This window comes from Reichenbachiella sp. (assembly GCF_965233835.1).
In the GTDB taxonomy this organism is placed as follows: Bacteria; Bacteroidota; Bacteroidia; order Cytophagales; family Cyclobacteriaceae; genus Reichenbachiella.
Genome location: NZ_OZ247585.1, coordinates 798,905 through 824,610, shown reverse-complemented (window position 1 = coordinate 824,610; position 25,706 = coordinate 798,905). Strand labels below are relative to the sequence as shown.

Sequence of the window (25,706 nt, the reverse complement as noted above, 5' to 3'; positions counted from 1 at the left end):
CCTTTAATACCTGGATTTTATCTCCTCAGGCACCACACAATTTTCCTTCCTCCTGGTATCAGCCAAATGAAAAATTTTCCAGCCATCTTCCGTTTTTACTAATTGAAAAGCATCGACCCCACAGTGCAAAAATTGATTATTTAGATAAAAAGCATAGTCTACCCATACAGCAGCCAGTGGGCCATCAATTTCTACTTTTTCATTCCAAATTGGCTCATTCCAGATATCTTCCTTTGGCTGACCCACTGCATCAATGAAACGCTGAAGAGATCCTTGTCTTATCTGGGGTTTTCCGTCCTTATCGGTAAATAGCGTATAAGTCGCTGCATCTGGCGAAAAGCACGACTTGAGCATGGTACTATCGCTCGTACTCATCGCTTTAAATACACGTTCTACCACCTTCATTACTTGTGTTTCTTCAGGAGACTGGGCAAATACAGTCATAGAGAATACAATCAACGGAATGATTAACAGCTTTTTCATGAGTTTTTGATTTTACTCATAAAAATAGCCTGACGAAGTTTCGAGAACGACCCATATTTGACTGGTGGGAGAAAATAGCTTTACAAAGGCTCAAGCTTGTTTTAAGCGGGCAAAAAGATTGCGGCATCCTCACGTTAGAAGATGCCGCAACGCATTAGAGAAAAGTTTGTCTTTCAAAAATCCCTTCTACCCAAATGCTATTAAAACCAGCACGCATTCAGGATGCAGCGAAGGGCTATGATGAAACTTGTCTTAAAATTCCACCATTTTATCAACAGCCGCAATACCTATTAATAAGTATATTTCAAATGATTTTGATTGGTTGATAAATATAAAAAGCCGTCCTAAATGACAGCTTTTTATTCTAATATATGTCTTTACGCTCTTAGGTTAAAAGCCTACCAAAATAGGATAGAGGTTAGCCGTTACGTCTTCTTCTGTACACTTATCAATTACGTCCTTTAATGACTTGATAGTAAGTGAACCTTCCAAGGGAGGTGCGTCCCCGATCACTATTACCATTTTTTGTGATGAACTCCAGCTCATTATATCAATAGTTTCCCAAATTCCGTCGTACACTGACTCAGGAGTATCTCCTCCACCTGTTGTAGTCAATTCATCCAAATACAATTCAATAGACGAATAGTCACTGGTGAGGTCTGTATAATCAAACCATACTGAAGGATCCACATTTAGGTCGCCATATTCCGCTACGCCTACATTTACTCCACTCGGCAAAGTTTCTAGTATATCTGAAATGTTAGTTCTGATGTTAGCAATGTCATCTGACATACTTCCCGTATTGTCGATTAGAAAAACCAAATCAGCTCCTGACTCTATATGATCGGTTAAAATCTCCAAAATAGTTGTGCTAACTTGTGAAGCATTGCTAGCTGAATAGCTCTCTCCTTCGGTTTGTTCGGCAAGAAAGTCAAAAGCTTCGGCCGTCGTAATAGAAATGGTAATTCCTACAACTACTTCTGATGGTGACCCTTCCTCACCATTGTCCGCAGTAACATAATAATAGTAGGTGCTACCAGATTCGAGATCAATATCCTCATATTCATTGTCATCTGTATCGTCCAACTTTTCAAAGCCGGCATCTTCCAAATCATCTTCATCCAATTCACCGTCTTCAAGCTCGTCATTAAATTCATCCAGATCATCAATGTTTTCATCATCTAAGTAATCCAGAAAATCATCTTCCTCTGCTCTATAGACGATATACTCGTCTGCCTCATCTATTTCATCCCACTCTAGTGTAATACTCAGTGCTGAGTCGTCCGTTGCTTCCAAATCTTCAGGCCCTGACAGGATCGTGGGCCCTGAATCCTCTTCTGTACAGCCCATTGCAAACCCGAATACTAAAAATAAATACCAATTCTTCATTATTCTGTCTTTATTAATCCAATTAAAAGATCAAAAATAGAATGTCAACGAAGGCCTGTCAATACTCAAAAATTGGTATTTCTTAAGTGAATAACGTGTTTTAATTAATGTTTACCCGAACTGATTGTATTATTTTAAGATATGAAAATTACTTAGTCCTACTCTCCAGTACTTTTACCACGTCTTCAAGATTATACCCTTTGGCTCTGAGCAAAATCATATAGTGATACAACAAGTCTGCAGATTCATTGAGAAACAATTCTTCATTGTCGTCTTTCGCTTCGATAACTACCTCCACAGCTTCTTCACCCACCTTTTGTGCTACCTTATTAATTCCTTTTTTAAACAAGGAAGAGGTATATGATTTTTCATCTGGGTGATCATGACGGTCCTTGATCACAGCCTCAAGCGTAGATAAAAACCCGAAATTTGATGTGTTCTCTTCAGCCCAGCAAGTATCCGCTCCTTTGTGACAAGTCGGCCCAGTGGGATTGACTTGAATTAGTAAGGTGTCATTATCGCAATCCAGCTTAATGTCTTTCAGTTCTAGAAAGTTGCCACTCTCTTCACCCTTGGTCCAGAGTCTTTCTTTTGTGCGACTGTAAAAAGTCACTTTTCCCGTTTCCTCTGTTTTCGCAAGCGCCTCTTCATTCATGTAGCCAAGCATCAGAACATTCTTTGTTTTTTTATCTTGAATGATCGCAGGTACTAAGCCATTGGTTTTTTCGAAGTCTATTTTCATGTCAAATTCTTATAGCTATTCCCTGATTTTTCAATTCTTGTTTCAATACAGGGATTTCAATTTCTTTAAAGTGGAAAACACTAGCAGCCAAAGCTGCGTCTGCTTTTCCTGCGGTAAATGTCTCCGCAAAATCCTGGATATTTCCAGCACCGCCCGAGGCTATTACTGGTATATTGACCAGATCAGATATCTTGGCTAATGCCTCATTGGCAAACCCATTCTTCGAGCCATCATGGTCCATAGAGGTAAACAATATTTCACCTGCGCCTCTAGATTCGGCCTCTTGCACCCAATCGAATAAATCAATTTCTGTAGGCACCTTTCCTCCTACCAAATGCACTTTCCACTGGCCTTCGATCTGCTTGGCATCTACAGCTAATACTACACACTGGCTTCCAAACTGCGCCGCTAGTTCATCCAATACTGTTGGTTCTTTTACTGCCCAGGAGTTGATAGAAATTTTGTCGGCCCCTCTGTGAAGCAAGTTATACACATCATCCACTGACTTGATCCCGCCACCTACTGTAAATGGAATGTTTACTTTCTCCGCTACTTTTTCCACCAATTCAGCCGTAGTCTTTCGTCCATCGCCGGTAGCAGTAATGTCCAAAAATACCAACTCATCTGCACCCTGCTCCGAATATGCTGCAGCCAACTCTACTGGGTCGCCTGCATCACGAAGATTCACAAAATTCACCCCTTTGACCGTTCGACCATTCTTGATGTCCAAACAGGGAATTATTCTTTTAGTCAACATATTTCATCAGTTGTTCTAGTGAAATTTTGTTTTCATAAATGGCCTTTCCGATGATAATGCCATCCATTTTCAAAGCTGCAGCAGCCTCCACATCCTTGATGTCTTTTACTCCTCCGCTCGCTATAATTTTTTGGTCTGGAAAATCATTCATCAAATCCTTATACAGATCCACTGCAATACCTTGCAACATACCATCTTTAGCTATATCTGTACAGACGATGTACTTGTTTCCTAAGTCCTGGTACTCCATGATGAGATCAAACAACTCCACCTCCGACTCTTCCTGCCAACCATTGATGGCAATTTTTCGATTTGTTGAGTCGGCACTCAAGATTATTTTTTCTGCACCAAATTTTTTGAGCCACTCGCCATAAATCTTTTTATTCTCCAATGCTACACTGCCTAGATTTACCTGTTTTGCCCCTGCGTTGAATGCAATATTGATATCCTGATCCGTGCGAATCCCTCCTCCAAAATCTATGTTCAAGCTAGTTTTTGAAGCGATTTGATCCAGCACCTTAGCATTTTTTATCTCTTTGGCTTTAGACCCATCTAGGTCAACTAGGTGCAAATATCTAATCCCTGCTCCTTCGAACATCTTTGCCACTTCCAACGGGTTTTCGTTGTAAATCTTTTTTTGATCATAGTCCCCCTTGGTCAACCTGACGCACTTGCCGTCTATAATATCTATTGCTGGTATTATTCTCATGTTTTTTAGTCGATGGTCAATAGCAAATAGTCAATGGCCTTCTGTAGACAATCGACTGAAAACTATCGACTATAGTTCAATAAAATTCTTCAAAATCTGCTGACCAAACTCCCCACTCTTCTCCGGGTGAAACTGGCAACCATAAAAATTGTCCTTGTGCAGCGCGGCACTGAATGGCTCCGGATAGTTCGCTTTTGCTATCGTCCACTCCGAGTCTGGCACGTAGTACGAATGTACAAAGTACATGTGCTCCTTTTCCTTGAGACCATTCATCAATGGTGTCTTCAATCCTTCAATTTCATTCCATCCCATATGTGGTATCTTCAAGCCCTTGTCGGGGAAAAGTTTCACTGGAAGAGGAAACAAGCCCAAGCCTTTGGTGTCATTTTCTTCTGAGTATTCACACATCATTTGCATACCTAAACAAATTCCCAAGAAAGGCTGCCTGGCATTTTTGATCACTTCTACCAATCCATACTTTTCAAGTGATCGCATCGAACTGCTTGCTTCTCCTTGTCCGGGAAAAATCAGTTTGTCAGCACCAGAAATTTCTTCGGCATCATTGCTCAGGATGGTTTCGAGTCCCAATCGTTCACAAGCAAATTTGACAGACTTCACGTTTCCTGCTCCATAGTCTATGATGATCACTTTACTCATAACATGCCTTTGGTGGAAGGTAAAATCATCTTGTCCTTATCTTGCTTTACGGCCATTTTGATGGCTTTAGCGAAAGCCTTAAATATGCCTTCGATTTTGTGGTGCTCGTTGTCTCCTTCCGCTTTAATATTCAAATTACATTTGGCCGCATCAGAGAATGACTTAAAGAAATGAAAGAACATTTCAGTTGGCATTTTACCCACCATTTCTCTTTTGAATTCTGCTTCCCAAACAATCCAGTTTCGTCCACCAAAATCCAAGGCCACCTGACATAGACAGTCGTCCATTGGTAAACAAAATCCATATCTTTCAATACCTTTTTTATTTCCTAGAGCTTCAGCTATAGCCTCTCCCAAAGCTATACCTGTATCTTCAATCGTATGATGTTCATCTACTTCTAAATCACCCTTCACTATCACTTTCAAATCCAGCAAACCGTGCTTGGCTATTTGATCCAGCATATGGTCGAAAAACTTGATGCCAGTATCGACCTGCGATTGACCCGTACCATCCAATTCTACCTCTATGTCTATATCCGTTTCCTTCGTAGTTCGCTTCACTCCGGCCTTTCTAGAGCCTCGTACCACTAGTTCGTAGATGTCCTGCCAGTCGATAGTAGTCAAGGCAATACATGACTGTAGTTCCTCCACTTTCGTGGAAATCTCTTCAGCACCCAATCCTTCTTCATTAGCTATGAAAATCGCTTTGGCCCCTAAGTTTTTGGCTAACTCTACATCCGTGATACGGTCACCAATCACGAAAGAATTGGCCAAATCATAGTCGCCGTTCATATATTCTGTCAGCAGACCAGTTCTTGGCTTTCGTGTTGGAGCGTTGTCGGCTGGAAAGCTCCGATCGATCTTTACCGCATCAAAAACAACACCTTCGTTTTCAAAAGCTTTTATGCATTTGTCCTGTGCTGGCCAAAAAGTGTCTTCCGGAAAAGAATCTGTGCCCAGGCCATCCTGATTGGTCACCATGATCAACTCATAACCCAGTTTGGCAATCTTAGACATCCACTGAAATACACCTGGATAGAACTCTAATTTTTCCAGAGAATCCAGTTGGTAATCCACTGGTGGTTCTAGTACCAGAGTTCCATCACGATCTATAAATAATACTTTTTTCATTTTTGCTTTTCTTTTTAATTGGTTGGTCACAAGACCAACAAAGGCAGTTTTTTTTCATTCGTCATTGCTGCGTCGCTCACGGCCTTCTTCTGCTTTCAACCTCCCCAGCCCTCTTTTCCAAGAGGGAGTAATTTAAAGTTGAGAGCTCTTTAGCCCATTCAACAATCGCTCATTCTCTTCAGGCGTTCCAATCGTCAATCTCAGGCAGTTGTCGCACAAATATTCTTTTGATCTATTTCTTACTATGATCTGTCGTTCCATCAAATAATCATACATTGACCTAGCATCTTTTACCCTCACCAAAATAAAATTGGCATCCGATGGGAAACGCTCCAAAATACATGGCAACTCGTCTAGTGCCCGTTCCATTTTACTTTTCTCATCCAATATCACTTTCAAATTGGACTTAAAATTTTCTTCTTCGTTCAATGCTTTCAAAGCCGCTTGCTGTGACAACTCGTTCACATTGTACGGTGGCTTGATAGCGTTTAAAATCTGGATAATTTCTTGTGAAGCAAAGCACATCCCAACCCGTAGCCCAGCTAATCCCCATGCCTTTGACAGCGTCTGACAAACAATCAGATTGGGGTAATTCTCCAATTCCGAAAGCCAAGAATCTGAATCTGCAAAATCGATATAGGCCTCGTCAATCACCACTAGTGCTTTTCGCAAATCCAATAGTTTTTTGATCTCTTGCTGATCCAATAGGTTTCCTGAAGGGTTGTTGGGTGAACAGATGAAAAAGAGCTTCGTTTTTTCGTCAGAAGCATCTACCATCGTCTGTGCATTCAGCTGAAAACCCTCGTCCAAATAGACTTTTCTCAAGGACACGTTGTTTATCTCTGATAGCACAGGATACATGCCGTAGCTCGGATTGTGAGAAACGACATTATCTACGCCAGGTTCGCAAAATGCCCGATAAATCAAATCAAGCACTTCATCGCTGCCATTACCCAGCAGGATGTTCTTTGTAGGAACATCCTTGATTTCGCTCAATCTTTCTTTGACCTCCTTTTGATACGGATCAGGATAGCGGTTGTAGCCATTTTCAAATGGGTTCTCATTTGCATCCAGGTACACCTCAGCTACATGATCAAACTCATCTCTGGCCGAGCTATAAGGTGTCATGCTGAGAATGTTCTTTCGTATGAGTTTTGAAATATCCATGACTTACAACGACAACAATCTTTTAGAAACCGCTAATTTGTGTGCTTTCAATTGCTCTGCGTCAGCCATAAATTCAATAGCAGGTCCAATGCGTCGAATCCCTTCTTCAGAAATTTTCTGAAAAGTGATCTTTTTGCAGAAAGCGTCAATATTCACCCCACTAAAAGATTTGGCAAAGCCATTAGTTGGTAAAGTGTGATTCGTTCCCGAAGCATAGTCACCTGCGCTTTCAGGTGTATAATTTCCAATGAAAACCGAACCAGCATTCATTAACCCATTTAAGTAGAAACTTTCATTTTCTACGCATAGGATAAAGTGCTCGGGCGCATAATCATTGATAAAATCTAAACACTCCTGGTCATCTTCAATGAGAATCAGTTTCGAGTTTTCAATCGCTTTGCGTGCAATTTCCTTCCTTGGTAAAGAAGGCAACTGGTTCAAAAGTTGCTCCTGAATTTTTGGAATCAGGCTAGAGGATTTAACTACACAGATGACCTGACTATCCGTACCGTGTTCAGCTTGCGAAAGCAGGTCAGACACTACGAACTCTGGACTAGCCGTTTCGTCTGCCAATACCAGCAACTCTGAAGGCCCGGCGGGCATATCGATAGCTACTCCAAGTTGAGTAGCACGTTGCTTAGCCGCCGTCACATACTGGTTGCCTGGACCAAATATTTTATTCACTTTGGGTATACTTTCAGTACCAAAAGTCATAGACCCAATGGCTTGGATACCTCCAACTTTGAATACTTGGGTGACTCCAGCAAACTGTGCGGCAAACAAGATCGCAGGATTGATCTGGCCACTTTTATCAGGAGGAGTACACAATACAATATCCCTACAGCCCGCAATTTGAGCTGGAATGGCCAACATCAATACAGTTGAAAACAAAGGTGCTGTTCCACCAGGAATATAAATCCCAACTCTTTCAATCGGACGAGTTTCCTGCCAACACTTGACTCCAGGCACAGTTTCCACCTCTACAGGATGAGGAGTTTGGGCTCTGTGAAATTTTTCAATATTCGCGCCAGCCAAACGAATAGCTGCTTTCAGATCATCGGATATTCTATTGCCGGCTCCGACCAATTCCTCTGGAGTGGCTTTCAAAGACTCTACTTCGGCCTTATCGAAAATTTTTGTGTAAGACAGCACCGCACGATCCCCTTCTTCTTGGATGGCCTGAAACACCTCATTCACCAATTGTTGGAGGTTTTGCTGCTTCAAAGCAGGACGTTTGGTCAATTTGTCCCAATCGCTACGATCTGGATTTTTGGCTAAAATCATAATACCATTTTTTCTATTGGAACAATCAGAAGGCCTTCCGCCCCAGCTGATTTGAGCTGGTCTATGACCTCCCAAAATTTACCTTCTTCTATCACTGAATGTACCGAGCTCCACCCTTCTTCTGCCAAAGGCAAAACTGTAGGGCTTCGCATGCCTGGTAAAATACTGACTACCTGATCCAATTTATCATTCGGCACATTCATCAATACATACTTAGACTTTTTTCCTTTTTGGACAGCATCTAATCTAAAAAGCAGGGTATCTAACAACGCGTTTTGCTCTGCGTTTAGTTTTTTGCTCTTCACTAAGCAGGCCTCGGAAGTTAGAATGGTATCTGTTTCTTTCAATCCATTTTTGAAGAGTGTACTACCAGAGCTTACTAAATCACAAATTCCCTCGGCCAATCCAATGTTAGGCGCAATCTCTACCGAACCCTTAATTAAGTGAATTTCGGCATTTACGTTATTTTCCTTGAGGTACTGTTTCAAAGTGTTGGGATAAGAAGTGGCTACCTTTTTCCCTTCAAAAAATTGAACTCCCTGGTAGTCCGCATCCTTCGGTACTGCTAATGAAAGTTTGCATTTGGAAAACCCTAATTTCCTGACTATCTCAATATCATTTTGACTTTCCACCAAGAGGTTTTCTCCTACAATAGCTAAGTCGGCTACTCCATCTTCCACGTACTGAGGGATGTCCCCATTTCGTAGATATAGCACTTCCATTGGGAAATTCGATGCGCTGGCTTTGAGCTGATCTTTGCCATTATCAATGTGGATGCCACAGTTTTTGAGTAGACTGATGGAGTCTTCGTTTAACCTTCCTGATTTCTGAACTGCAATTTTAAGTTTACTCATGTTTTGTCTTGTTAGTGTCTGAGTAAACGAAAGATGGGTATAAAAAAATCCCGTCCAGATTACTCAGACGGGATTCGATATTTTTATAGATACAACTATCTCACCTCGCCTGTGCGATCATATGATGGTGATGATGTTGTGCCCTGATATTCATAATTTTCTTGTGTTCAGATGCAAACATACTGAATGATCAATGTATATTAAAAGTTTAATGCCTGAAAATTTTACTTTGATGCCTAAAAAGCATTAATGGTGTCTCTGAAATTCGGACAAGGTAATGTGAGAATATGATCAAGACAGCCTACCTCTTCTAATAGAGCATTTCAGAAACCACAGCCAACCCTGCACCCAGCAAACTGATAATCAGTTTTTTAGAATTCCAATGATGTTCCGGACTCGATTCGATAAAGATCGTGGTAGAGATGTGAAGAAAATTACCGGCAACAAAAGCAAACAGCATCACCATGCCAACTTCACTAAACAAGCCTAATGGGCCAAAACCATGGCCCGCCACTACACCGAGTGGTGATGCTAAAGCGAAAATTAAAAGCAAAATCAGCTGAGTTCTTCTTTTCTGATAATGGCAAGACAACACAGTCATCAACGCCAATGCTGCCGGGACTTTATGCAGTACTACGCCAGTCAGTAAGGTACCCTGACTATGTCCGTCATGAATTACCCCTGGGTGTGCCAGGATTGTACCCTCCAAAAAAGCATGTATACAAAGTGCTGCCATTAGAGAAACACCTGACCAGGCCGAGTGCTCATTGCCATGCTTATGCACATGCATATGACCGTGCTCAACTCCGCTAGTGAAATACTCTAGTATCTGCTGAAAAAAGAAGCCCAGGAGAATAAACAAACCTATATGAAACTGATTCTTATGCGTTTCAAAAAGTTCTGGAAGTATATGTACTACAGTAATAGAGAAAAGGAATGATCCTGCAAAAACGAGTACACTTTTCACTTGTGACTCTTTAGTTTTAGTTACTCTGAGCGCATAGAGTCCTCCTAATAGAGCTGAAACAAACAGGACAATAGAGTTGACAATCATATTACTTTTCTAACACAAAAATGAGGCGATGGGATTCTTCTGCCTTGTACTCAGACAGCTCATAGTCTCCAAATATATCTATTACTTTTAAATTGATTTTATCAAAATAAGCTAAAAAATCTGTTCGACGGATGGCCTTTACTTTTTCTTGAAATTCGTAGTGTTGACCGTGATCATCCACAACGATATCCTTAATTATAAATTGATCATCCGTGTACTTCCTCTGGATATTAAAATGAATGTTTTCAATGGTCTTATCCTCCTCATGCACCAAATTGTTCACCACCACATAAGGATTTAAAAAGTCCAATAAAAATTTGCCACCTAGCTTCAAGGATTGAATCGTGGCATCAATAACATTCAAATTTTCCTCCTTCGAATCGAAATAACCAAAGCTGGTAAAAAGATTGAATACGTAATCAAATTCTTCTCTCGCAAACACATCACGCATGTCATGAACGGCAAAGTGAAGTGTATCGTTCTGTTTTGTACTGGCGAATTTGATATTCTCTTCTGACAGATCTACACCGGTAACATCGAAGCCCTTCTTGTTCAGGTAAATCGAATGTCGGCCCTTTCCACAAGCCAAATCTAATATCTTGGCATGAGGTTTAATTTTGAAATAATCAATCAAGTGATCCAAAAAAGCTGCTGCCTCCTCGTAATCCCGGTGCTTATACAAAACATGATAGTAAATGGTGTTGAACCATTCGTCAAACCATTCTTTCTTAGACATGATTATTGGATTTGGATGCTAAAATAATTGATTCTACCGACCAGTTAAAGTATATCAATCTGCGACTCAATGCCAGCAGTAGCATAAGACTTCAAATCACCATTTTCATCAGAAAAGATAAAAAAAGCATCGATACCATTCAGTTTTTCAATCATTTCAATGGATTCTTCCAAGCCCATCACCATACAAGCCGTGGCGTAGCCATCCGCCAATGTGCAGTTTGGAGCGAAAATAGACGCACTCAAGAGATTGTGAGATACATTGTAACCTGTAAATGGGCTAATGGTATGTGAAATGATTCTGCCATTTTCTTCGTAGTAATTTCTATAATTTCCCGAAGTAGCCAATGACCGGTTATTCACAAAAACTGTGGCAAAAGCATTGCCAAGACCTTGATTCATCTCTGGTTTTTCTATCCCTATTTTCCAAACGGTTTGGTTTTGGTTCTGCCCCTGACAACGCACTTCACCACCAATTTCAATCATATAGTTTTCTATCTTCCTAGCATGCAAAAAGTGAGCAATCACATCTAAAGCATAACCTTTTGCCGAAGCGCTAAAGTCTAAATAAGTTCCTTTTGGTTTTGAGGCACCGACCTCATCGAAGTGAATCTGTTCAAATCCCACAATCTGTAATAAAGAATCCACTACAGTACTATCCAACATGGCCTTCTTCTTTGGGCCAAAGCCCCAGGCATTGACCAATGGCCCAACCGTAGGATCATAGGCTCCCTTGCTATTAACATACATTTCCTGACTCATTTTCAATACAGGATACATAAAACTAGATTGGTAGATGACTGAATCTTCTCGGTTGAAATTAGATATTTCAGATTCCGGTATATAGGTAGAAAGGGACTCATTGAAAGCCACCAATATAGAATCTACTTCCATTTTAAAATAATCTTCTTCCGGAGCCAGATACTTGATTGAGTAGGGAATGGTTCCCATGGTAGTACCCGTCACATGCTGCTGTACCTGAGTCTCTACCGGATTGAGTTGTCTGTATAGGATCAATATCCCAACCGCCAAAACAATAATTAAAATTCTACGTTTTTGCATCTTTTCTCTTTTTGCGGATGCAAAGAAAGAATAAATACTGCAAAGCAGCAGCCATCTCTTAAACTTTAGGAATGCTCGTTCTGTGAGACTGCTCCGAATATCCTATTTTTGATGAAATTTTTCAAAGACAATGAGGGAAGATTATTTGAATCCAGATGGTGAAGAGTTGAACTCGGATGAAATCGAGTTTGAGAAAGCGCTGCGCCCACTGTCATTCGAAGATTTTACAGGCCAAGCCAAGGTGGTCGAAAATATCAAGGTATTCGTGCAGGCCGCCAAACAAAGGGCTGAGCCTTTGGATCATGTCCTACTCCACGGCCCTCCAGGTCTGGGTAAAACCACACTCTCTCACATCATTTCTAATGAACTGGATTCCAGCATCAAAGTGACCTCAGGGCCAGTATTGGACAAGCCAGGAGATCTAGCAGGACTATTGACTAACCTCGAATCCAACGACGTCCTATTCATAGATGAAATTCATCGATTGAATGCGGTCGTCGAAGAATACCTGTATTCTGCCATGGAGGATTACAAAATTGATATCATGCTCGACTCGGGTCCGAACGCTCGATCTGTTCAAATTGGATTAAACCCTTTTACACTCATTGGTGCCACTACGCGTTCGGGATTATTGACTTCTCCACTACGTGCTCGATTTGGCATCAATGCTCGACTGGAATATTACGATTCTCAATTGCTTTCGAGCATTGTAAAAAGATCATCAGGTATTCTCGATACGCCGATAGAAGAAAATGCGGCTTTGGAACTGGCCAGAAGAAGTAGAGGTACGCCACGTATTGCCAATAATCTACTGAGAAGAACTCGAGACTTTGCCCAAATCAAAGGCGACGGTACGATCACTAAAGAAATCACACAATTTGCCCTTGAGGCATTAGATGTGGACGCACACGGTTTGGACGAAATGGACAACCGAATACTCACGACTATCATCGAAAAGTTCAAGGGTGGACCCGTAGGCATCTCTACCATCGCCACGGCCTGTGGAGAAGAAGCTGATACCATCGAAGAAGTGTATGAGCCATTCCTAATTCAAGAAGGATTCCTCAAAAGAACCAGCCGCGGGCGAGAAGCTACAGAGTTGGCCTACAAGCATTTGAAAATCGTGCCTCCATCAAGAATGGGAACTTTATTTGATTAAGCGTGGATCGCTCCAAACTCACTCAGCTCATCAAACAAAAATCCGCAGAAGAAGGGTTTCAGTTTTGTGGCGTAGCCAAGGCTGAATTTCTGGAGGATGAAGCTCCTCGATTGGAAAAATGGCTGAATCAAAATATGCATGGTGAGATGGCCTACATGGCTAATCACTTTGACAAGCGGCTGGATCCCAGAAAATTAGTAGATGGGGCAAAATCTGTGATTTCCTTACTCTACAATTACTACCCTAAAAAAGACCTGAATGAAAGCAAGGAAGTCAAAATAGCGAAATATGCTTTCGGCAAGGATTATCACTATATCATCAAGCCCAAACTCAAAACAGTACTACAAGCTATTACCCAGGAAGTCGGTGAGTTAAGCGCCCGTGTTTTTGTAGACTCCGCACCCGTACATGAACGTGCTTGGGCTGCCAAGGCAGGACTCGGCTGGGTTGGTAAGAACTCCCTACTTCTCAACAAGTCCATGGGCTCCTTTTTCTTTTTAGCTGAGATTATAGTAGATATAGAATTGGACTACGATGGTCCAGTGAAAGACTACTGCGGCACTTGCACTGCTTGCATGGACGCCTGCCCGACAGACGCAATTCCAGATCCCTACGTTGTGGATGGCAGCAAATGTATTTCGTACTTAACCATAGAACTCAAAAACGAAATCCCTTCCTCCTTTGCTGGACAAATGGAAGGCTGGACTTTTGGCTGCGATATCTGTCAGGATGTATGCCCCTGGAATCGATTTTCTCAGCCTCATAAAGAGCCAAATTTTACCCCTCACGACCAGCTGGGAGATATGAAATCGTCCGACTGGAATGAAATGACTGAAGAACTTTTCAGAGAAATCTTCAAAGGATCTGCGGTGAAGCGTACGAAGTATTCGGGGCTGAAAAGGAATATAGATTTCTTGAAAAGAAACTAGAGCTTCCAACAATGGAAGGCCTATTACGATATTTTTTTACCGCTTGAAGGTATAATAGATGCCAATATTGAAAGGATTGCTCAATGTGTTTGCATTCAATCCAAATTGTGATGTTTTTGAATCATCATCCGTATCCTTCTGAAAAACATATCCAAAAGTAGCATATCTTCCCAAAAGACTCAGCCGCTCATTTATGGCATATCCTAAGCCAAAATCCAGGTAGATATTGAACCCGATGAATTTAGAATCACTACGTAAATTTTCAAATTCAATTGAGTTGTAAGCAAGATTAGCTCCTCCAAAAACAGATACTTTTTCGCCAAAAGAATGCCATTTTCTTGCATAGATTCCAGGAGAATATGATTTAATAATTGTTTCATCAAGGTCTCCTAAATCTCTATGAGATAATCCTGGTGAAAACCCTAATTGGAGGTCTTCTGACAACCATGTGCCAATTTCGGGAGAAAGGTCCCAACTGAAACTTGTTGTTTCCTCTCCAGAAGAAGAAGTACTCTTCAAGTGCGTAAACCCAGCCATTCCACCTATATACCAGCTCCCTTCCTGCGCATACATGGATAAACAAAAAATGGTCATCGTCAAGGTTGTAAATATTCTTTTCATAGTTAGAATTAATTATTTGCTTTCTTCGCAATGATATCTATTCATTTCATGTAATACTGGATTTTTAAAATGTTCTTTTGATTACCCCCATTGAATACTTTCTTCTATTTTTGCGAACTCAAAATTGAAGAAATATGGCTGATAGCAATCCACTTTTAGAATCATTCAACACGCCTTTTGGCGTTCCTCCTTTTGAAAAAATCAAACTGGAACACTACAAACCGGGTATAGAAAAGCTGATTGAAAAATCGAGAAGTGAGATTGAGACAATCGCCAACCAAGCAGTTGAACCATCCTTTGAAAATACCATTGAAGCGTTGGAAAGAGGAGGACGTGATTTGGATCAGGCGGCCGAGATCTTCTTCAACCTCAACTCAGCTGAAACTTCAGATAAAATGCAGGCTTTGGCCAATGAGCTCTCCCCTATGCTCACAGAGTTTAGCAATGAAATCATGCAGAATGAGGCATTGTTCGAAAGAGTAAAAGCGGTATATGAAAATCGCTCTAACTTACAGCTGGGTAAGGAAGAACAGATGCTCCTTCGTAAAACCTATTTAGGTTTTGTAAGAAGCGGTGCCAATCTCAATGACACAGACAAGAAGAAATACCGCGAGTTATCCAATGCACTGGCCATGGCTTCGCTCAAATTTGGTGAAAACGTTTTGGCTGAAACCAATGCCTACGAACTTATCCTTGAAAATGAAGAAGATCTGAAAGGATTGCCTGATGGAGCCATTGATGCTGCAGCACTTGCAGCTGAAGAAAAAGGGCATAAAGGTATGTGGCTATTTACGCTACAAGCTCCAAGTTTCTTGCCCTTCATGGAGTATGCAGAAAACCGTGAACTCCGAGAGAAGATGTACAAAGCTTACATGTCCAAGGCTTTCAAAGGTGATGATTTAGACAATCAAGAAAAGGTAAAAGAGATTGTTAGGCTTAGGTATGAAATGGCTCAATTGCTCGGATACAATACCTATGCAGATTATATCCTTGAGGAGCGCATGGCCGAAAAGCCCGACAAGGTCAAAGATTTTCTTAATGATCTGCTAGAAAAAGCCCTTCCAAAAGCCAAAGAAGAAGTAGAAGAACTTAAAGCCTACATCAAAAAATTGGGAGATGAAATTGAATTGGAAAGATGGGATTGGGCCTACTATTCTCAGAAACTAAAGAACGAAAAATATCAACTCGATGACGAAATGCTTCGCCCCTATTTCCGGATGGAAAAAGCTGTTGATGGTATTTTTCAAGTGGCGAAGAAACTGTACGGTCTAACTTTTAAGAAAAACGACGATATCCCAGTCTATCATAAAGATGTGCAAGCCTATGAGGTGCTGGACGAATCAGGCAAACACATCTCCGTATTTTATGCTGATTTTTTCCCTCGAGCAGGAAAAAGAGGTGGCGCCTGGATGACCTCCTACAGGGGTCAGTGGAAAACAGAGACTGACCACAGGCCTGTGGTTTCTATTGTTTGCAATTTCACACCGCCTACCGATTCCAAACCTTCTTTACTCACATTCAATGAAGTGGAAACATTGTTTCATGAGTTTGGACACGCCTTACATGGCATGCTAGCCAATGGTAAATACAATTCTCTGAGCGGTACCAGCGTGTATTGGGATTTTGTAGAATTGCCTTCTCAGATATTGGAAAACTGGCTGATGGAAAAAGAATGTCTGGATCTATTTGCCAGCCATTACGAAACGGGCGAATCTATTCCAGAAGATTTGATCAAAAAAATCAAAGCTTCGTCCAATTACCATGAGGCCTACCAGACCGTACGCCAATTAAGTTTTGGACTCATGGATATGGCTTGGCATTCACTTACCGGTGAAAACGTCGAGGTGAAAGATGTAGCTGCCTTTGAACAGGAAGCCATGAAACAAACTGAACTGTTTAATCCAATACCTGGAGTTTGTATGAGTACGCAATTCAGTCACATTTTCCAAGGCGGTTATGCAGCAGGCTACTATAGCTACAAATGGGCCGAGGTTTTGGATGCCGATGCCTTTTCAGTATTTAAAGAGAGAGGTATTTTTGATGCCGAAACGGCCAAATCTTTTAAAGAGAATATTCTATCCAAAGGAGGTAGTGAGCACCCGATGGAACTGTATAAAAGATTTAGAGGGCAAGAGCCTTCGGTTGAAGCTTTGTTAGAGAGAAGTGGGTTGAAAGCCAGTTAAGACCTGGTTATTTTCATCTGCACCGCGTAGGTAGAATTGTTACTGTCTTTCTCATTTTGCTTTGTTGGATATACGAGTCTTTCCAATTCTATACTATAGTCTTTATAATCAGTCATTGGTTTGGCATTATCGCCAATGGATAACGTCTTTTCTGTACCACTAACATTAATAGTAATTGACAAACTACCTTGAGTCACACATTCCACGTCCTCAGGACACAAAGAGTCACTCACAAGTGATTCAAAAGTCAAAACCACGGCTGATTGAAAAATCGTTACTGTTTCCCCCGCCTTTATTGAAAATGACTCGCCCAACGTTACCTCTTTGGGTCCATCACAACATTCCTCATTGGGACTTTGGCAGCTTAACAAGATTAGTATTAATCCAACTGCGGTACTTAAATTTCTTTTCATAATCATTAGACCCTTCCTGTTGTCAATTGGTTGGTTTCTCAACAAAAATAAATTCAAATAGTTGGAATAAACAAAAATAGAGCTACCTTAGCAGCCATCATGAAGTTCCTAGAGAAAACCATAGCGCATAAGGACACACCGTCCACCACTGTCTAAAGCCTTTTAGACCCCAGCTATTTTTCTTTTTTTACAACATTTACTTCTTTAATAATGACAAGTTTGATTAACAACCTTAGGAAAGGTTATAAATATTTTCTTATTGCTCTAAAGGGCGAAGAAACAGAATTCACTTCAGGCAGTATCAATAAAGCCATTTTTCTACTTTCAGTACCGATGGTATTAGAAATGATAATGGAATCTTTGTTTGCCGTGGTGGACGTATTTTTTGTTGGTAAGGTGAGCGTAGATGCCGTGGCTACCGTTGGACTTACGGAGTCTGTGGTGATGATCGTCTACTCCATTGCCATAGGACTGAGTATGGCCGCTACTGCCGTAGTGGCACGTCGAATTGGGGAAAAAGACCCTAAACGTGCCGGTGATGCCGCTTTTCAGTCCATACTTATCGCAGTATCTATGTCGATCGTGGTCAGCATATTTGGTATCATATATGCCGAGGACATTCTACGAATCATGGGAGGATCTGAAGAGCTCATTGCAGCTGGCTCTGGATATACCAGAGTGATGCTAGGTGGTAATGCGAGCATCATGTTGCTATTCCTTATCAATGGTATCTATCGCGGAGCGGGAGATGCATCCATGGCCATGCGCTCACTTTGGATTGCCAATGGGTTGAATATCGTATTAGACCCTATTTTCATTTTTGGATTGGGACCGATTCCGGGATTTGGAGTGGAAGGAGCTGCCATTGCTACTACCATCGGTAGATCTATGGGGGTCTTTTATCAATTGGTAGGATTATTCGGCGGAAAACGAATCATCAAATTAACCATTGACAACGTTAAAGTTCGGTTAGAAACTATCCGAAGAATATTTGATATCGCCTTAGGTGGCATGGGGCAGTTCTTGATTGAATCCGCTAGCTGGATATTCTTGGTCAGAATCATTTCTGAATTTGGAAGTGCTGCGCTGGCTGGCTATACGATTGCCTTTAGAATTATTGTCTTCACCATTCTTCCCTCGTGGGGAATGGCCAATGCAGCCGCTACTTTAGTAGGTCAAAATTTGGGTGCAGGAGAACCAGGAAGGGCAGAAAGCTCTGTATGGAAAACCGCTCATTTGAACACTGGATTTTTGTTCTTTGTTTCTATCATTTTCTTTTGGTTCGCTCCTGAGTTCGTATCAATATTCTCGGATGAGACCAGCGTTCAGGAATACGGAGCATTGGCACTTCGTGTCATTTGTGTAGGCTACATCACCTTTGCCTATGGCATGGTGATCAGTCAGGGGTTCAATGGCGCCGGTGACACGAAAACACCAGTAGTGATGAACATCATTTTCTTCTGGTTTATTCAAATCCCTTTAGCTTATACGCTAGCGATTCATCTGGATTACGGGTTCTTGGGTGCCATGATTTCTGTGGCCGTCGCATTTGCGCTACATGCTGCAGCCTGTATCTATTGGTTCAGGTTGGGCAAATGGAAATTGGTGAAGGTTTAAGCAATTAAAGTCAGTCTCAAAACAACAAAAACGTCATCACGAGCTTAGCGAAGTGATCTCAAGCTTGTTCATGAAATAAGCTTCAAGATTGCCACGCTTTCGCTCGCATGACGAAAGTATTGAGACTGACTCTATAAAACTTTACTGCGCCCCTTTGATGATTTGATCTACCACTTCTGGATTAAGAAGCGTTGAAGTATCACCAAGGCTTGAGGTATCATTTTCAGCTACTTTTCTCAGGATTCTCCTCATGATTTTACCGGAACGCGTTTTTGGCAAGCCAGGTACAATTTGAATTTTGTCTGGCTTAGCAATTGGCCCAATGATTTTATTCACAGTTGCCTTGATCTCATCTTTTAGACTCGCTTCGGTTCTGCCTTCGGCATCGCAGATGACATAAGCATAGATGCCCTGCCCTTTGATATCATGTGGATATCCAACTACTGCTGATTCTACAACCAACGGATGTTCATTGATCGCATTTTCTACTTCAGCGGTTCCCATTCTGTGGCCGGATACGTTGATCACATCATCCACTCTTCCTAGAATTCTATAGTATCCGTCTTCATCTCTTTTTACCCCATCACCTGTAAAATACATGCCTTTGTAAGTGGAGAAGTAAGTATCGATGCACCGTTGATGATCTCCATAAGTCGTTCGAATCATTGAAGGCCATGGAAAGTTGATGCATAAATTTCCTTCTACACCATTGCCTTTCAGCTCATTGCCGTCCGCATCCACTATGACGGGCCGAATGCCAGGAAGTGGCAAGGTTGCATAAGCAGGCTTAGTTGGTGTAAGTCCTGCCAAAGGAGAGATCATAATTCCGCCAGTCTCCGTTTGCCACCAGGTATCAACAATTGGGCACTTGCCCTTTCCGATATGATCATGATACCAGTGCCAGGCTTCTTCGTTAATCGGTTCGCCTACTGTCCCCAATACTTTTAATGAATCTAATTTGTGTGGAGTTACAGGATCAAGGCCAAACGCTTGCAGAGCTCTGATCGCAGTAGGTGCGGTATAGAATTGATTGACTTTATACTTATCGCAAATTTCCCAGAAACGTCCAGCATCCGGATACGTAGGCACACCTTCAAACATGATCGTTGTAGCGCCTGACAATAATGGCCCATATACTATATATGAATGTCCGGTAATCCAGCCCACATCAGCAGTACACCAATACACATCGTCACTATTGTATTGAAATACATTCTGGAAAGAAAACTGCGTGTACACCATATAGCCTCCAGTGGTATGTACCACTCCTTTCGGTTTGCCCGTAGAACCAGAAGTGTAAAGGATAAACAACATGTCCTCGCTATCCATTTCCTCCGCCTTGTGCTCTTTGCTAGCTTTTGCCGTTTCTTCATGCCACCATAGGTCTCTGTCTGATTGCATGGTCACTTCTGTTTTAGTGCGCTGTGCTACAATCACCTTTTCAATAGTGGTACATTTTTCAATAGCTTCATCTACAACTGCCTTCACTGGAATAGTCTTGGCACCACGGAAGTTTCCGTCCGAAGTCAATACCATTTTTGCTTCGCAGTCGTTGATTCGATCAGCCAATGCAGAAGATGAAAATCCGGCAAAGACCACCGAATGCACGGCCCCTACTCTGGCACAAGCCAACATTGCAATAGCCGCTTCAGGAATCATAGGCATATAAATGATCACCCGATCTCCTTTTTCTATGCCGTTGCTTTTTAAGACATTCGAAAACTCACATACTTTCTCAAAGAGTTGTTTGTAGGTCAGTGTGATGCCTTCTTCTTTAGGGTCATTGGGTTCCCAGATAATTGCCGGCTTATCTCCCAGCGTATAAAGATGACGCTCCAGTATATTTTCAGTAATGTTAAGCTTGGCATTTTCGAACCACTTTACATCTGCGTTTTCAAAATTGAAATCAACAACTTTATCCCACTTTTTTCGCCAAAAGAATTGGTTTGCCACTCTTTCCCAAAAGGTTTCGGGATTGGCTACACTCTTTTCATAGGCCAAAAAGTATTCACTCAGGTTTTCTATTTTCGCTAGCATACTTATTTGCTTTTGTATCTATTCATTTTATGCATCTTAAATTTATATTCTTTTGAGAACTGACCTTCACTTTTTAGCTGAAAAGCATTATTCTACTGCTTAATGTTTAAAAAAACCAAACCCTACTGGTTTTAAAAACCTGTAAGGTTTCCTAATAGAGTTTATTAGCTTTGCGGTCAAATATTAAATACCATTCGTGATGAACGAAAGATACATGCAGCGCGGAGTATCAGCCTCCAAAGAAGACGTACACAATGCCATCAAAAACATCGACAAAGGCGTTTTTCCAAATGCCTTTTGTAAGATCGTACCAGATATGCTGGCAGGTGATGAAGCCTATTGCAACATCATGCATGCAGATGGGGCTGGCACCAAGTCTTCACTAGCGTATATGTATTGGAAAGAAACTGGTGATTTATCCGTCTGGAAAGGAATCGCTCAGGATGCCGTCATCATGAATACTGATGACTTGCTATGTGTTGGGGCTGTTGATAACATTCTACTTTCATCTACCATTGGCCGAAACAAAAACCTCATCCCCGGTGAGGTTTTGACCGCACTCATTGAAGGAACAGAAGAAGTACTGCAAATGCTTCGAGAAAACGGCGTAGACATTCGATCTACCGGAGGCGAAACTGCTGACCTTGGTGATTTAGTTCGGACGGTTGTAGTAGACAGTACGGTCATCGGACGAATGAAAAGAGCCGACGTAATTACTAATGAAAATATCCAAGGTGGCGAAGTGATTGTCGGTTTGGCCTCTTATGGTCAAGCCAATTATGAAAACGAATACAATGGCGGGATGGGCAGTAATGGACTGACCTCAGCTCGTCATGATGTGTTTGCCAAGAAATACATGGAGAAATACTCTGAGTGTTTTGACCCATCAGTGCCTGCAGATTTGATTTATTCTGGCTCTAAGGATTTGTTAGACACTGTAGAAGGATCTCCTCTGGATGCTGGGAAGTTGGTGCTTTCTCCAACACGTACTTATGCGCCGATCATCAAAAAAATGTTAGAAAGTTATCGTAGCCAAATTCACGGTATGATCCACTGTAGTGGTGGTGCTCAAACAAAAGTACTGCACTTCGTGAACGATGTACACGTAATCAAAGACAACCTATTTGAAATTCCGCCACTATTCAAATTGATTCATCAGGAAAGTGGCACCGACTGGAAAGAAATGTACAAGGTATTTAATATGGGACATCGAATGGAGCTTTATGTGCCCGAAAATATCGCGCAAGATTTGATTCAAATTTCAGAATCTTTTGGCGTTGCTGCACAGGTCATTGGTCGGGTAGAATCTTCTGAGACCACCAAAGCTACCATTTCTGCAGAGCATGGTACGTTTGAGTATTTGAAGTAAATCCAACATAATTAGATAACAGTTTGCAAGTTTTCAACTGGTATTAATTGAACCATTAGCTTTCCACTTCAATAGATTCAGGTTATATTTCATAGAAATAAAACACTATTTGCTATGCCTAAACCTAAAAATGTCATTGTTACCGTAACGGTAGACACTGATCAAATCACAAGAGAAAATGTAACACGGACCATTGTGTTAAGCGACGACAATGGAGGAACTGACCAAACACCTGGAGACAGCTGCACCTTCCTTTCAAAAATAAACAACGAAGCGCAGGCCACTTTCAAGTGTCACGCAAAAAATGGTACAACACCAGTGACTTTCATATCATTCAACAAGACAAGCTCAGGGCCTGATATAATGAATCCCATGCCTGAAGCGCCACATTGGACAACCACAGTTTCGGGAAATCAAAAAGATACAGAAAACTATCAATTCACGGTCATGGTTGATGGCAAAGGTGAGTTTACTTTAGATCCAGAAGTTGAAATCAAAGGGCCTTGAACTTTCCTAATAGATATATCACCTACTTAATAGCCTACACCATCGTAGGCTTTTTTTACCTACCAGCTTGGGGTCAAAATCAATATGAAGCGGATAGCCTCATTCAGCTTTTATCCAGTGATAATAATTTCAGTGACTCGGCCATTTGCCGCATCCAGAACGATATTGCATTTAATTCTGCACAGCCTAAAGACAAGATTTTCTATGCCGAAAAAACGGCTGAACTAGCCAAAAAGATTGGGGATGAACACATGCTAGCTCTCGCCAATAGATATATGGGAGGTGCTTACAAAAACCTGGGCAATTTGACCAAGGCCATCGAATGTTACATCGAAGCAACTCATCACTACAGTAATATAGGGCTCGAATTAGGTGTAGGTGTGGTATACCTTGATTTGGGAGGCGTCTATGACATGCAGGGCAATTTTGATCTTTCAAAATACTATCACAAAAAAAGTATAGCCATACTTAAAGCTGAAAACGATCTGGTGAGAATGGCCAGCGCCCTTCTCAATCTTGGAGAACTGTATCGAGAGAATAACCTTTATGACTCAGCCACGATTTATTATGTCGAATCTGAGGCCATGTTTAATCAGGCTGGACATAAAACTGGACAAGCCATTGCCAAAGGAAATACAGGGATGGTGCTAAGCAAGCTCAACCAACTTGAGCTTGCGGAATCAAAAATACTATCTGCCATTGCGATATTGAATGAGTTTAAAAATTTAGCCCCTGTTGCGGAGTATCAATTGACACTTGCTGAGATTTATTCCAAAAAGTACAACTACAAAATAGCACGTCAATGGGCCGATAGTGCACTTGCCATTTCAACAGCCTTCGGACTAAAAGGTATCATAAGAGATGCAAGTCTAATACTATCTGACCTTTATGTAAAACAGGCTGATTTCGAAAATGCTTTCCAGTACCAAAGCCAATACATCGCCTATCGCGATAGTATCAACAACGAAGAAACCATTCGGAAAATGGCAGACCTACGCACGGACTTTGAAGTGTCTAATAAACAAATAGAAGTAGACTTACTCAGTGAAAAAAATAGAAATGCCAACCTGATGCTTTATGGGGCGCTTATCGGATTGTTACTGGTAATAGGTGTTGCATTCGTTATATATCGTGCCTTAGTGGCTAATAAAAAACTTTCAGAAATCAATCGCCAGCAAGCAGAACGATTACAACAGCTAGATGCCGCCAAGTCCAGATTCTTTGCCAACATTTCTCATGATTTGAGGAGCCCATTGACTCTCATTACTGGTGGCATCAATCAGGTGCTTGAAAACAAAGAAGTTTTTCTCACAAGAAAAGCTGAGCAACAACTCAAAACTGCCCATATCAATAGTGAGCGGATCATTCATATGACAGGAGAAATCAATGAATTGATCCAGTTGGAAGAAGGAAAGCTCACCTTGCACAAGGCTCATGTTGATATGGATCAGATGCTGGCTCTCTTTGAACAGATGTTTAGAGTCACGGCCGACCATCAAGGTATCGAATGGAGTTACACTAAATCTCCTGATTTAGATCAAGCCATTGTACATATCGACCCCCATCAGTTTGAGAAAGTACTTTTCAACCTCATCACAAATGCTTTGAAGCATACAAAACAAGGAGATAAAATCTCAATGCACTTGAGTGGTAATGGACAAAACCTTCAACTATCTATCAAAGACACTGGGGAGGGCATTCCTCCTGAAAAACTTCCTCACATTTTCGAAAGATACTTCCAGGCTCCAGATAAAGACTACAAAGTACAGGAAGGATTTGGAATCGGCTTAGCACTGGTACAGGAGATCGTTCATCAGCACGACGCTTCTATTGAAGTAGAAAGCAAGTTTGGTAGAGGCTCCACATTCTTGGTAACTATTCCTTACCAAACATCAAACGCCGAAGAGCTTTATCAACTGACCGACCTGAGCTATAGCGACGAAAAGCAGGCCTTATACCGAGATATAGACAACCAACTTGCCGGTTCAAGATCGATGCTGCCTTTAGGATCTTCACCAAAAAAAGAAGATCAAGAAAAGGCCACCATTCTTGTGGTGGAAGATCATCCTGAGGTTCGAGCCTACATTACCGATGTGATAGAAGTCAATTACAAAGTTCTTCTGGCACCTAACGGGCTAAAAGCCTTGCGCGTGCTCGAAAATGAAACTATTGATTTGATCATTACTGACCTGATGATGCCATGGCTTGATGGTTTCGAATTGCTAGAAAGGTTAAAAGAAGACGAAAAATTCAGAAAAATACCGGTATTAGTGTTATCTGCCCGTACCTCTGAAGAAGACAAAACCAAAGTGCTTTCTCAAGGAGTAAATGACTTCTTATGCAAACCGTTTAAACCACAGGAACTACTGCTTCGAGTAGAGAACCTACTTACTATGAAAGCCACATGGAACAACACAAGCCCGAACGCACTATTGATCAATAATACGGAGACTCTGGCTGATGTTGAAAGAGCATTACTCAAAAAGGTGGAACAACTGATCTATGATAAAATTGACGACCCTCATTTAAGCATTGGCTATTTGGCTGATCAGATCGCGATGAGCGAAAGAAACTTCTATCGTATGATCAAAAGGTTGACAGATTCCACTCCACTTGAACTCGTCAAAGAATTGAGACTACAACTCGCCCATAAAATTCTAAAGGAAAAAACAGTAAGTACCAGCTCAGAGGTTGCCAAACAAATCGGCATCAACAACGTCACCCACTTCAATGCCCAGTTCAAAAAGAGATTTGGGAAGAGCCCGAAGGATCTCTTCTAAAATATAATATAACTAGGCTAAAATTGCACTGAGCCAAGACTTGTGTTTATTCACAATTTCATCTCGGC

The 25,706-nt window shown here is 41.4% G+C and carries 23 protein-coding genes; 7 read left to right on the top strand and 16 right to left on the bottom strand.

Features of this window, described 5'->3' with window-relative positions; all coding sequences use genetic code 11:
• Positions 1–3: 3 nt before the first annotated feature.
• From ACO6S2_RS03485 to ACO6S2_RS03425, 13 genes are all read right to left on the bottom strand, one after another.
• On the bottom strand, positions 4–483 hold the full coding sequence (locus ACO6S2_RS03485; RefSeq protein WP_422361134.1) for a nuclear transport factor 2 family protein: 480 nt from the start codon (positions 481–483) through the stop codon (positions 4–6).
• 390 nt (positions 484–873) lie between these two features.
• Positions 874–1,872, bottom strand: coding sequence for a VWA domain-containing protein (locus tag ACO6S2_RS03480; RefSeq protein WP_422361133.1), 999 nt, complete (start codon positions 1,870–1,872; stop codon positions 874–876).
• 148 nt (positions 1,873–2,020) lie between these two features.
• Complete coding sequence (gene hisIE, locus ACO6S2_RS03475; protein WP_422361132.1) at positions 2,021–2,614, bottom strand: bifunctional phosphoribosyl-AMP cyclohydrolase/phosphoribosyl-ATP diphosphatase HisIE; 594 nt, start codon at positions 2,612–2,614, stop codon at positions 2,021–2,023.
• 1 nt (position 2,615) lies between these two features.
• Entirely contained in the window at positions 2,616–3,371 is a 756-nt protein-coding gene (gene hisF, locus ACO6S2_RS03470) for an imidazole glycerol phosphate synthase subunit HisF (protein WP_422361131.1), read from the bottom strand.
• On the bottom strand, positions 3,361–4,080 hold the full coding sequence (hisA, locus tag ACO6S2_RS03465; RefSeq protein ID WP_422361130.1) for a 1-(5-phosphoribosyl)-5-[(5-phosphoribosylamino)methylideneamino]imidazole-4-carboxamide isomerase: 720 nt from the start codon (positions 4,078–4,080) through the stop codon (positions 3,361–3,363). The genes hisF and hisA overlap by 11 nt, the downstream gene beginning before the upstream one ends.
• 69 nt (positions 4,081–4,149) lie before the next feature.
• Positions 4,150–4,737: an imidazole glycerol phosphate synthase subunit HisH gene (gene hisH, locus ACO6S2_RS03460; RefSeq protein WP_422361129.1), complete on the bottom strand. Its 588-nt coding sequence runs from the start codon at positions 4,735–4,737 to the stop codon at positions 4,150–4,152.
• Positions 4,734–5,867 carry a bifunctional histidinol-phosphatase/imidazoleglycerol-phosphate dehydratase HisB gene (hisB, locus tag ACO6S2_RS03455; protein WP_422361128.1) on the bottom strand — a complete coding sequence of 378 codons (1,134 nt, stop codon included), beginning with the start codon at positions 5,865–5,867 and terminating at the stop codon, positions 4,734–4,736. The genes hisH and hisB overlap by 4 nt, the downstream gene beginning before the upstream one ends.
• Before the next feature lie 132 nt (positions 5,868–5,999).
• On the bottom strand, positions 6,000–7,034 hold the full coding sequence (gene hisC / locus ACO6S2_RS03450) for a histidinol-phosphate transaminase (RefSeq protein ID WP_422361127.1): 1,035 nt from the start codon (positions 7,032–7,034) through the stop codon (positions 6,000–6,002).
• A gap of 3 nt (positions 7,035–7,037) precedes the next feature.
• Complete coding sequence (hisD, locus tag ACO6S2_RS03445; protein WP_422361126.1) at positions 7,038–8,318, bottom strand: histidinol dehydrogenase; 1,281 nt, start codon at positions 8,316–8,318, stop codon at positions 7,038–7,040.
• Positions 8,315–9,172 (bottom strand): ATP phosphoribosyltransferase, encoded by an 858-nt coding sequence (hisG, locus tag ACO6S2_RS03440; protein WP_422361125.1) that lies wholly within the window; start codon positions 9,170–9,172, stop codon positions 8,315–8,317. The genes hisD and hisG overlap by 4 nt, the downstream gene beginning before the upstream one ends.
• A 310-nt stretch (positions 9,173–9,482) precedes the next feature.
• Positions 9,483–10,226, bottom strand: a complete 744-nt coding sequence (locus ACO6S2_RS03435) for a ZIP family metal transporter (protein WP_422361124.1) — start codon at positions 10,224–10,226, stop codon at positions 9,483–9,485.
• A gap of 1 nt (position 10,227) precedes the next feature.
• Positions 10,228–10,962 (bottom strand): SAM-dependent methyltransferase, encoded by a 735-nt coding sequence (locus ACO6S2_RS03430; RefSeq protein WP_422361123.1) that lies wholly within the window; start codon positions 10,960–10,962, stop codon positions 10,228–10,230.
• 44 nt (positions 10,963–11,006) lie between these two features.
• On the bottom strand, positions 11,007–12,023 hold the full coding sequence (locus ACO6S2_RS03425; protein ID WP_422361122.1) for an FAD:protein FMN transferase: 1,017 nt from the start codon (positions 12,021–12,023) through the stop codon (positions 11,007–11,009).
• A 130-nt stretch (positions 12,024–12,153) separates the two neighbouring features.
• Between ACO6S2_RS03425 and ruvB the strand changes: the two genes are divergently transcribed.
• Complete coding sequence (gene ruvB / locus ACO6S2_RS03420; protein ID WP_422361121.1) at positions 12,154–13,182, top strand: Holliday junction branch migration DNA helicase RuvB; 1,029 nt, start codon at positions 12,154–12,156, stop codon at positions 13,180–13,182.
• A 2-nt stretch (positions 13,183–13,184) separates the two neighbouring features.
• The gene (gene queG / locus ACO6S2_RS03415) at positions 13,185–14,111 is read left to right on the top strand and encodes a tRNA epoxyqueuosine(34) reductase QueG (RefSeq protein WP_422361120.1); all 927 of its coding nucleotides are present in this window, start codon (positions 13,185–13,187) and stop codon (positions 14,109–14,111) included.
• 36 nt (positions 14,112–14,147) lie between these two features.
• Here queG and ACO6S2_RS03410 read toward each other — a convergent pair whose 3' ends face one another.
• A complete protein-coding gene (locus ACO6S2_RS03410) occupies positions 14,148–14,732 on the bottom strand; it encodes an outer membrane beta-barrel protein (protein WP_422361119.1) in 585 nt (194 codons plus the stop codon).
• A gap of 134 nt (positions 14,733–14,866) precedes the next feature.
• Between ACO6S2_RS03410 and ACO6S2_RS03405 the strand changes: the two genes are divergently transcribed.
• Entirely contained in the window at positions 14,867–16,915 is a 2,049-nt protein-coding gene (locus ACO6S2_RS03405) for a M3 family metallopeptidase (RefSeq protein ID WP_422361118.1), read from the top strand.
• Here ACO6S2_RS03405 and ACO6S2_RS03400 read toward each other — a convergent pair.
• Positions 16,912–17,328, bottom strand: a complete 417-nt coding sequence (locus tag ACO6S2_RS03400) for a hypothetical protein (protein ID WP_422361117.1) — start codon at positions 17,326–17,328, stop codon at positions 16,912–16,914. The genes ACO6S2_RS03405 and ACO6S2_RS03400 overlap by 4 nt on opposite strands.
• Before the next feature lie 210 nt (positions 17,329–17,538).
• Between ACO6S2_RS03400 and ACO6S2_RS03395 the strand changes: the two genes are divergently transcribed.
• The gene (locus tag ACO6S2_RS03395) at positions 17,539–18,945 is read left to right on the top strand and encodes an MATE family efflux transporter (protein WP_422361116.1); all 1,407 of its coding nucleotides are present in this window, start codon (positions 17,539–17,541) and stop codon (positions 18,943–18,945) included.
• A gap of 141 nt (positions 18,946–19,086) precedes the next feature.
• Here the strand turns inward: ACO6S2_RS03395 and acs are convergent, their stop codons facing one another.
• Entirely contained in the window at positions 19,087–20,982 is a 1,896-nt protein-coding gene (gene acs, locus ACO6S2_RS03390) for an acetate--CoA ligase (protein WP_422361115.1), read from the bottom strand.
• 199 nt (positions 20,983–21,181) lie between these two features.
• Between acs and ACO6S2_RS03385 the strand changes: the two genes are divergently transcribed.
• From ACO6S2_RS03385 to ACO6S2_RS03375, 3 genes are all read left to right on the top strand, one after another.
• Positions 21,182–22,351, top strand: coding sequence for an AIR synthase related protein (locus ACO6S2_RS03385; RefSeq protein ID WP_422361114.1), 1,170 nt, complete (start codon positions 21,182–21,184; stop codon positions 22,349–22,351).
• A 114-nt stretch (positions 22,352–22,465) separates the two neighbouring features.
• The gene (locus ACO6S2_RS03380; RefSeq protein ID WP_422361113.1) at positions 22,466–22,858 is read left to right on the top strand and encodes a hypothetical protein; all 393 of its coding nucleotides are present in this window, start codon (positions 22,466–22,468) and stop codon (positions 22,856–22,858) included.
• Positions 22,855–25,638 (top strand): response regulator, encoded by a 2,784-nt coding sequence (locus ACO6S2_RS03375; protein ID WP_422361112.1) that lies wholly within the window; start codon positions 22,855–22,857, stop codon positions 25,636–25,638. The genes ACO6S2_RS03380 and ACO6S2_RS03375 overlap by 4 nt, the downstream gene beginning before the upstream one ends.
• The last annotated feature ends 68 nt before the right edge of the window (positions 25,639–25,706 follow it).

Bases quoted from the DNA above. Each gene is read 5' to 3' on its own strand.
- ACO6S2_RS03485 (WP_422361134.1), bottom strand. From the start codon at position 483: ATGAAAAAGCTGTTAATCATTCCGTTGATTGTATTCTCTATGACTGTA.
- ACO6S2_RS03480 (WP_422361133.1), bottom strand. From the start codon at position 1,872: ATGAAGAATTGGTATTTATTTTTAGTATTCGGGTTTGCAATGGGCTGT.
- hisIE (WP_422361132.1), bottom strand. From the start codon at position 2,614: ATGAAAATAGACTTCGAAAAAACCAATGGCTTAGTACCTGCGATCATT.
- hisF (WP_422361131.1), bottom strand. From the start codon at position 3,371: ATGTTGACTAAAAGAATAATTCCCTGTTTGGACATCAAGAATGGTCGA.
- hisA (WP_422361130.1), bottom strand. From the start codon at position 4,080: ATGAGAATAATACCAGCAATAGATATTATAGACGGCAAGTGCGTCAGG.
- hisH (WP_422361129.1), bottom strand. From the start codon at position 4,737: ATGAGTAAAGTGATCATCATAGACTATGGAGCAGGAAACGTGAAGTCT.
- hisB (WP_422361128.1), bottom strand. From the start codon at position 5,867: ATGAAAAAAGTATTATTTATAGATCGTGATGGAACTCTGGTACTAGAA.
- hisC (WP_422361127.1), bottom strand. From the start codon at position 7,034: ATGGATATTTCAAAACTCATACGAAAGAACATTCTCAGCATGACACCT.
- hisD (WP_422361126.1), bottom strand. From the start codon at position 8,318: ATGATTTTAGCCAAAAATCCAGATCGTAGCGATTGGGACAAATTGACC.
- hisG (WP_422361125.1), bottom strand. From the start codon at position 9,172: ATGAGTAAACTTAAAATTGCAGTTCAGAAATCAGGAAGGTTAAACGAA.
- ACO6S2_RS03435 (WP_422361124.1), bottom strand. From the start codon at position 10,226: ATGATTGTCAACTCTATTGTCCTGTTTGTTTCAGCTCTATTAGGAGGA.
- ACO6S2_RS03430 (WP_422361123.1), bottom strand. From the start codon at position 10,962: ATGTCTAAGAAAGAATGGTTTGACGAATGGTTCAACACCATTTACTAT.
- ACO6S2_RS03425 (WP_422361122.1), bottom strand. From the start codon at position 12,023: ATGCAAAAACGTAGAATTTTAATTATTGTTTTGGCGGTTGGGATATTG.
- ruvB (WP_422361121.1), top strand. From the start codon at position 12,154: ATGAGGGAAGATTATTTGAATCCAGATGGTGAAGAGTTGAACTCGGAT.
- ACO6S2_RS03410 (WP_422361119.1), bottom strand. From the start codon at position 14,732: ATGAAAAGAATATTTACAACCTTGACGATGACCATTTTTTGTTTATCC.
- ACO6S2_RS03405 (WP_422361118.1), top strand. From the start codon at position 14,867: ATGGCTGATAGCAATCCACTTTTAGAATCATTCAACACGCCTTTTGGC.
- ACO6S2_RS03400 (WP_422361117.1), bottom strand. From the start codon at position 17,328: ATGAAAAGAAATTTAAGTACCGCAGTTGGATTAATACTAATCTTGTTA.
- ACO6S2_RS03395 (WP_422361116.1), top strand. From the start codon at position 17,539: ATGACAAGTTTGATTAACAACCTTAGGAAAGGTTATAAATATTTTCTT.
- acs (WP_422361115.1), bottom strand. From the start codon at position 20,982: ATGCTAGCGAAAATAGAAAACCTGAGTGAATACTTTTTGGCCTATGAA.
- ACO6S2_RS03385 (WP_422361114.1), top strand. From the start codon at position 21,182: ATGAACGAAAGATACATGCAGCGCGGAGTATCAGCCTCCAAAGAAGAC.
- ACO6S2_RS03380 (WP_422361113.1), top strand. From the start codon at position 22,466: ATGCCTAAACCTAAAAATGTCATTGTTACCGTAACGGTAGACACTGAT.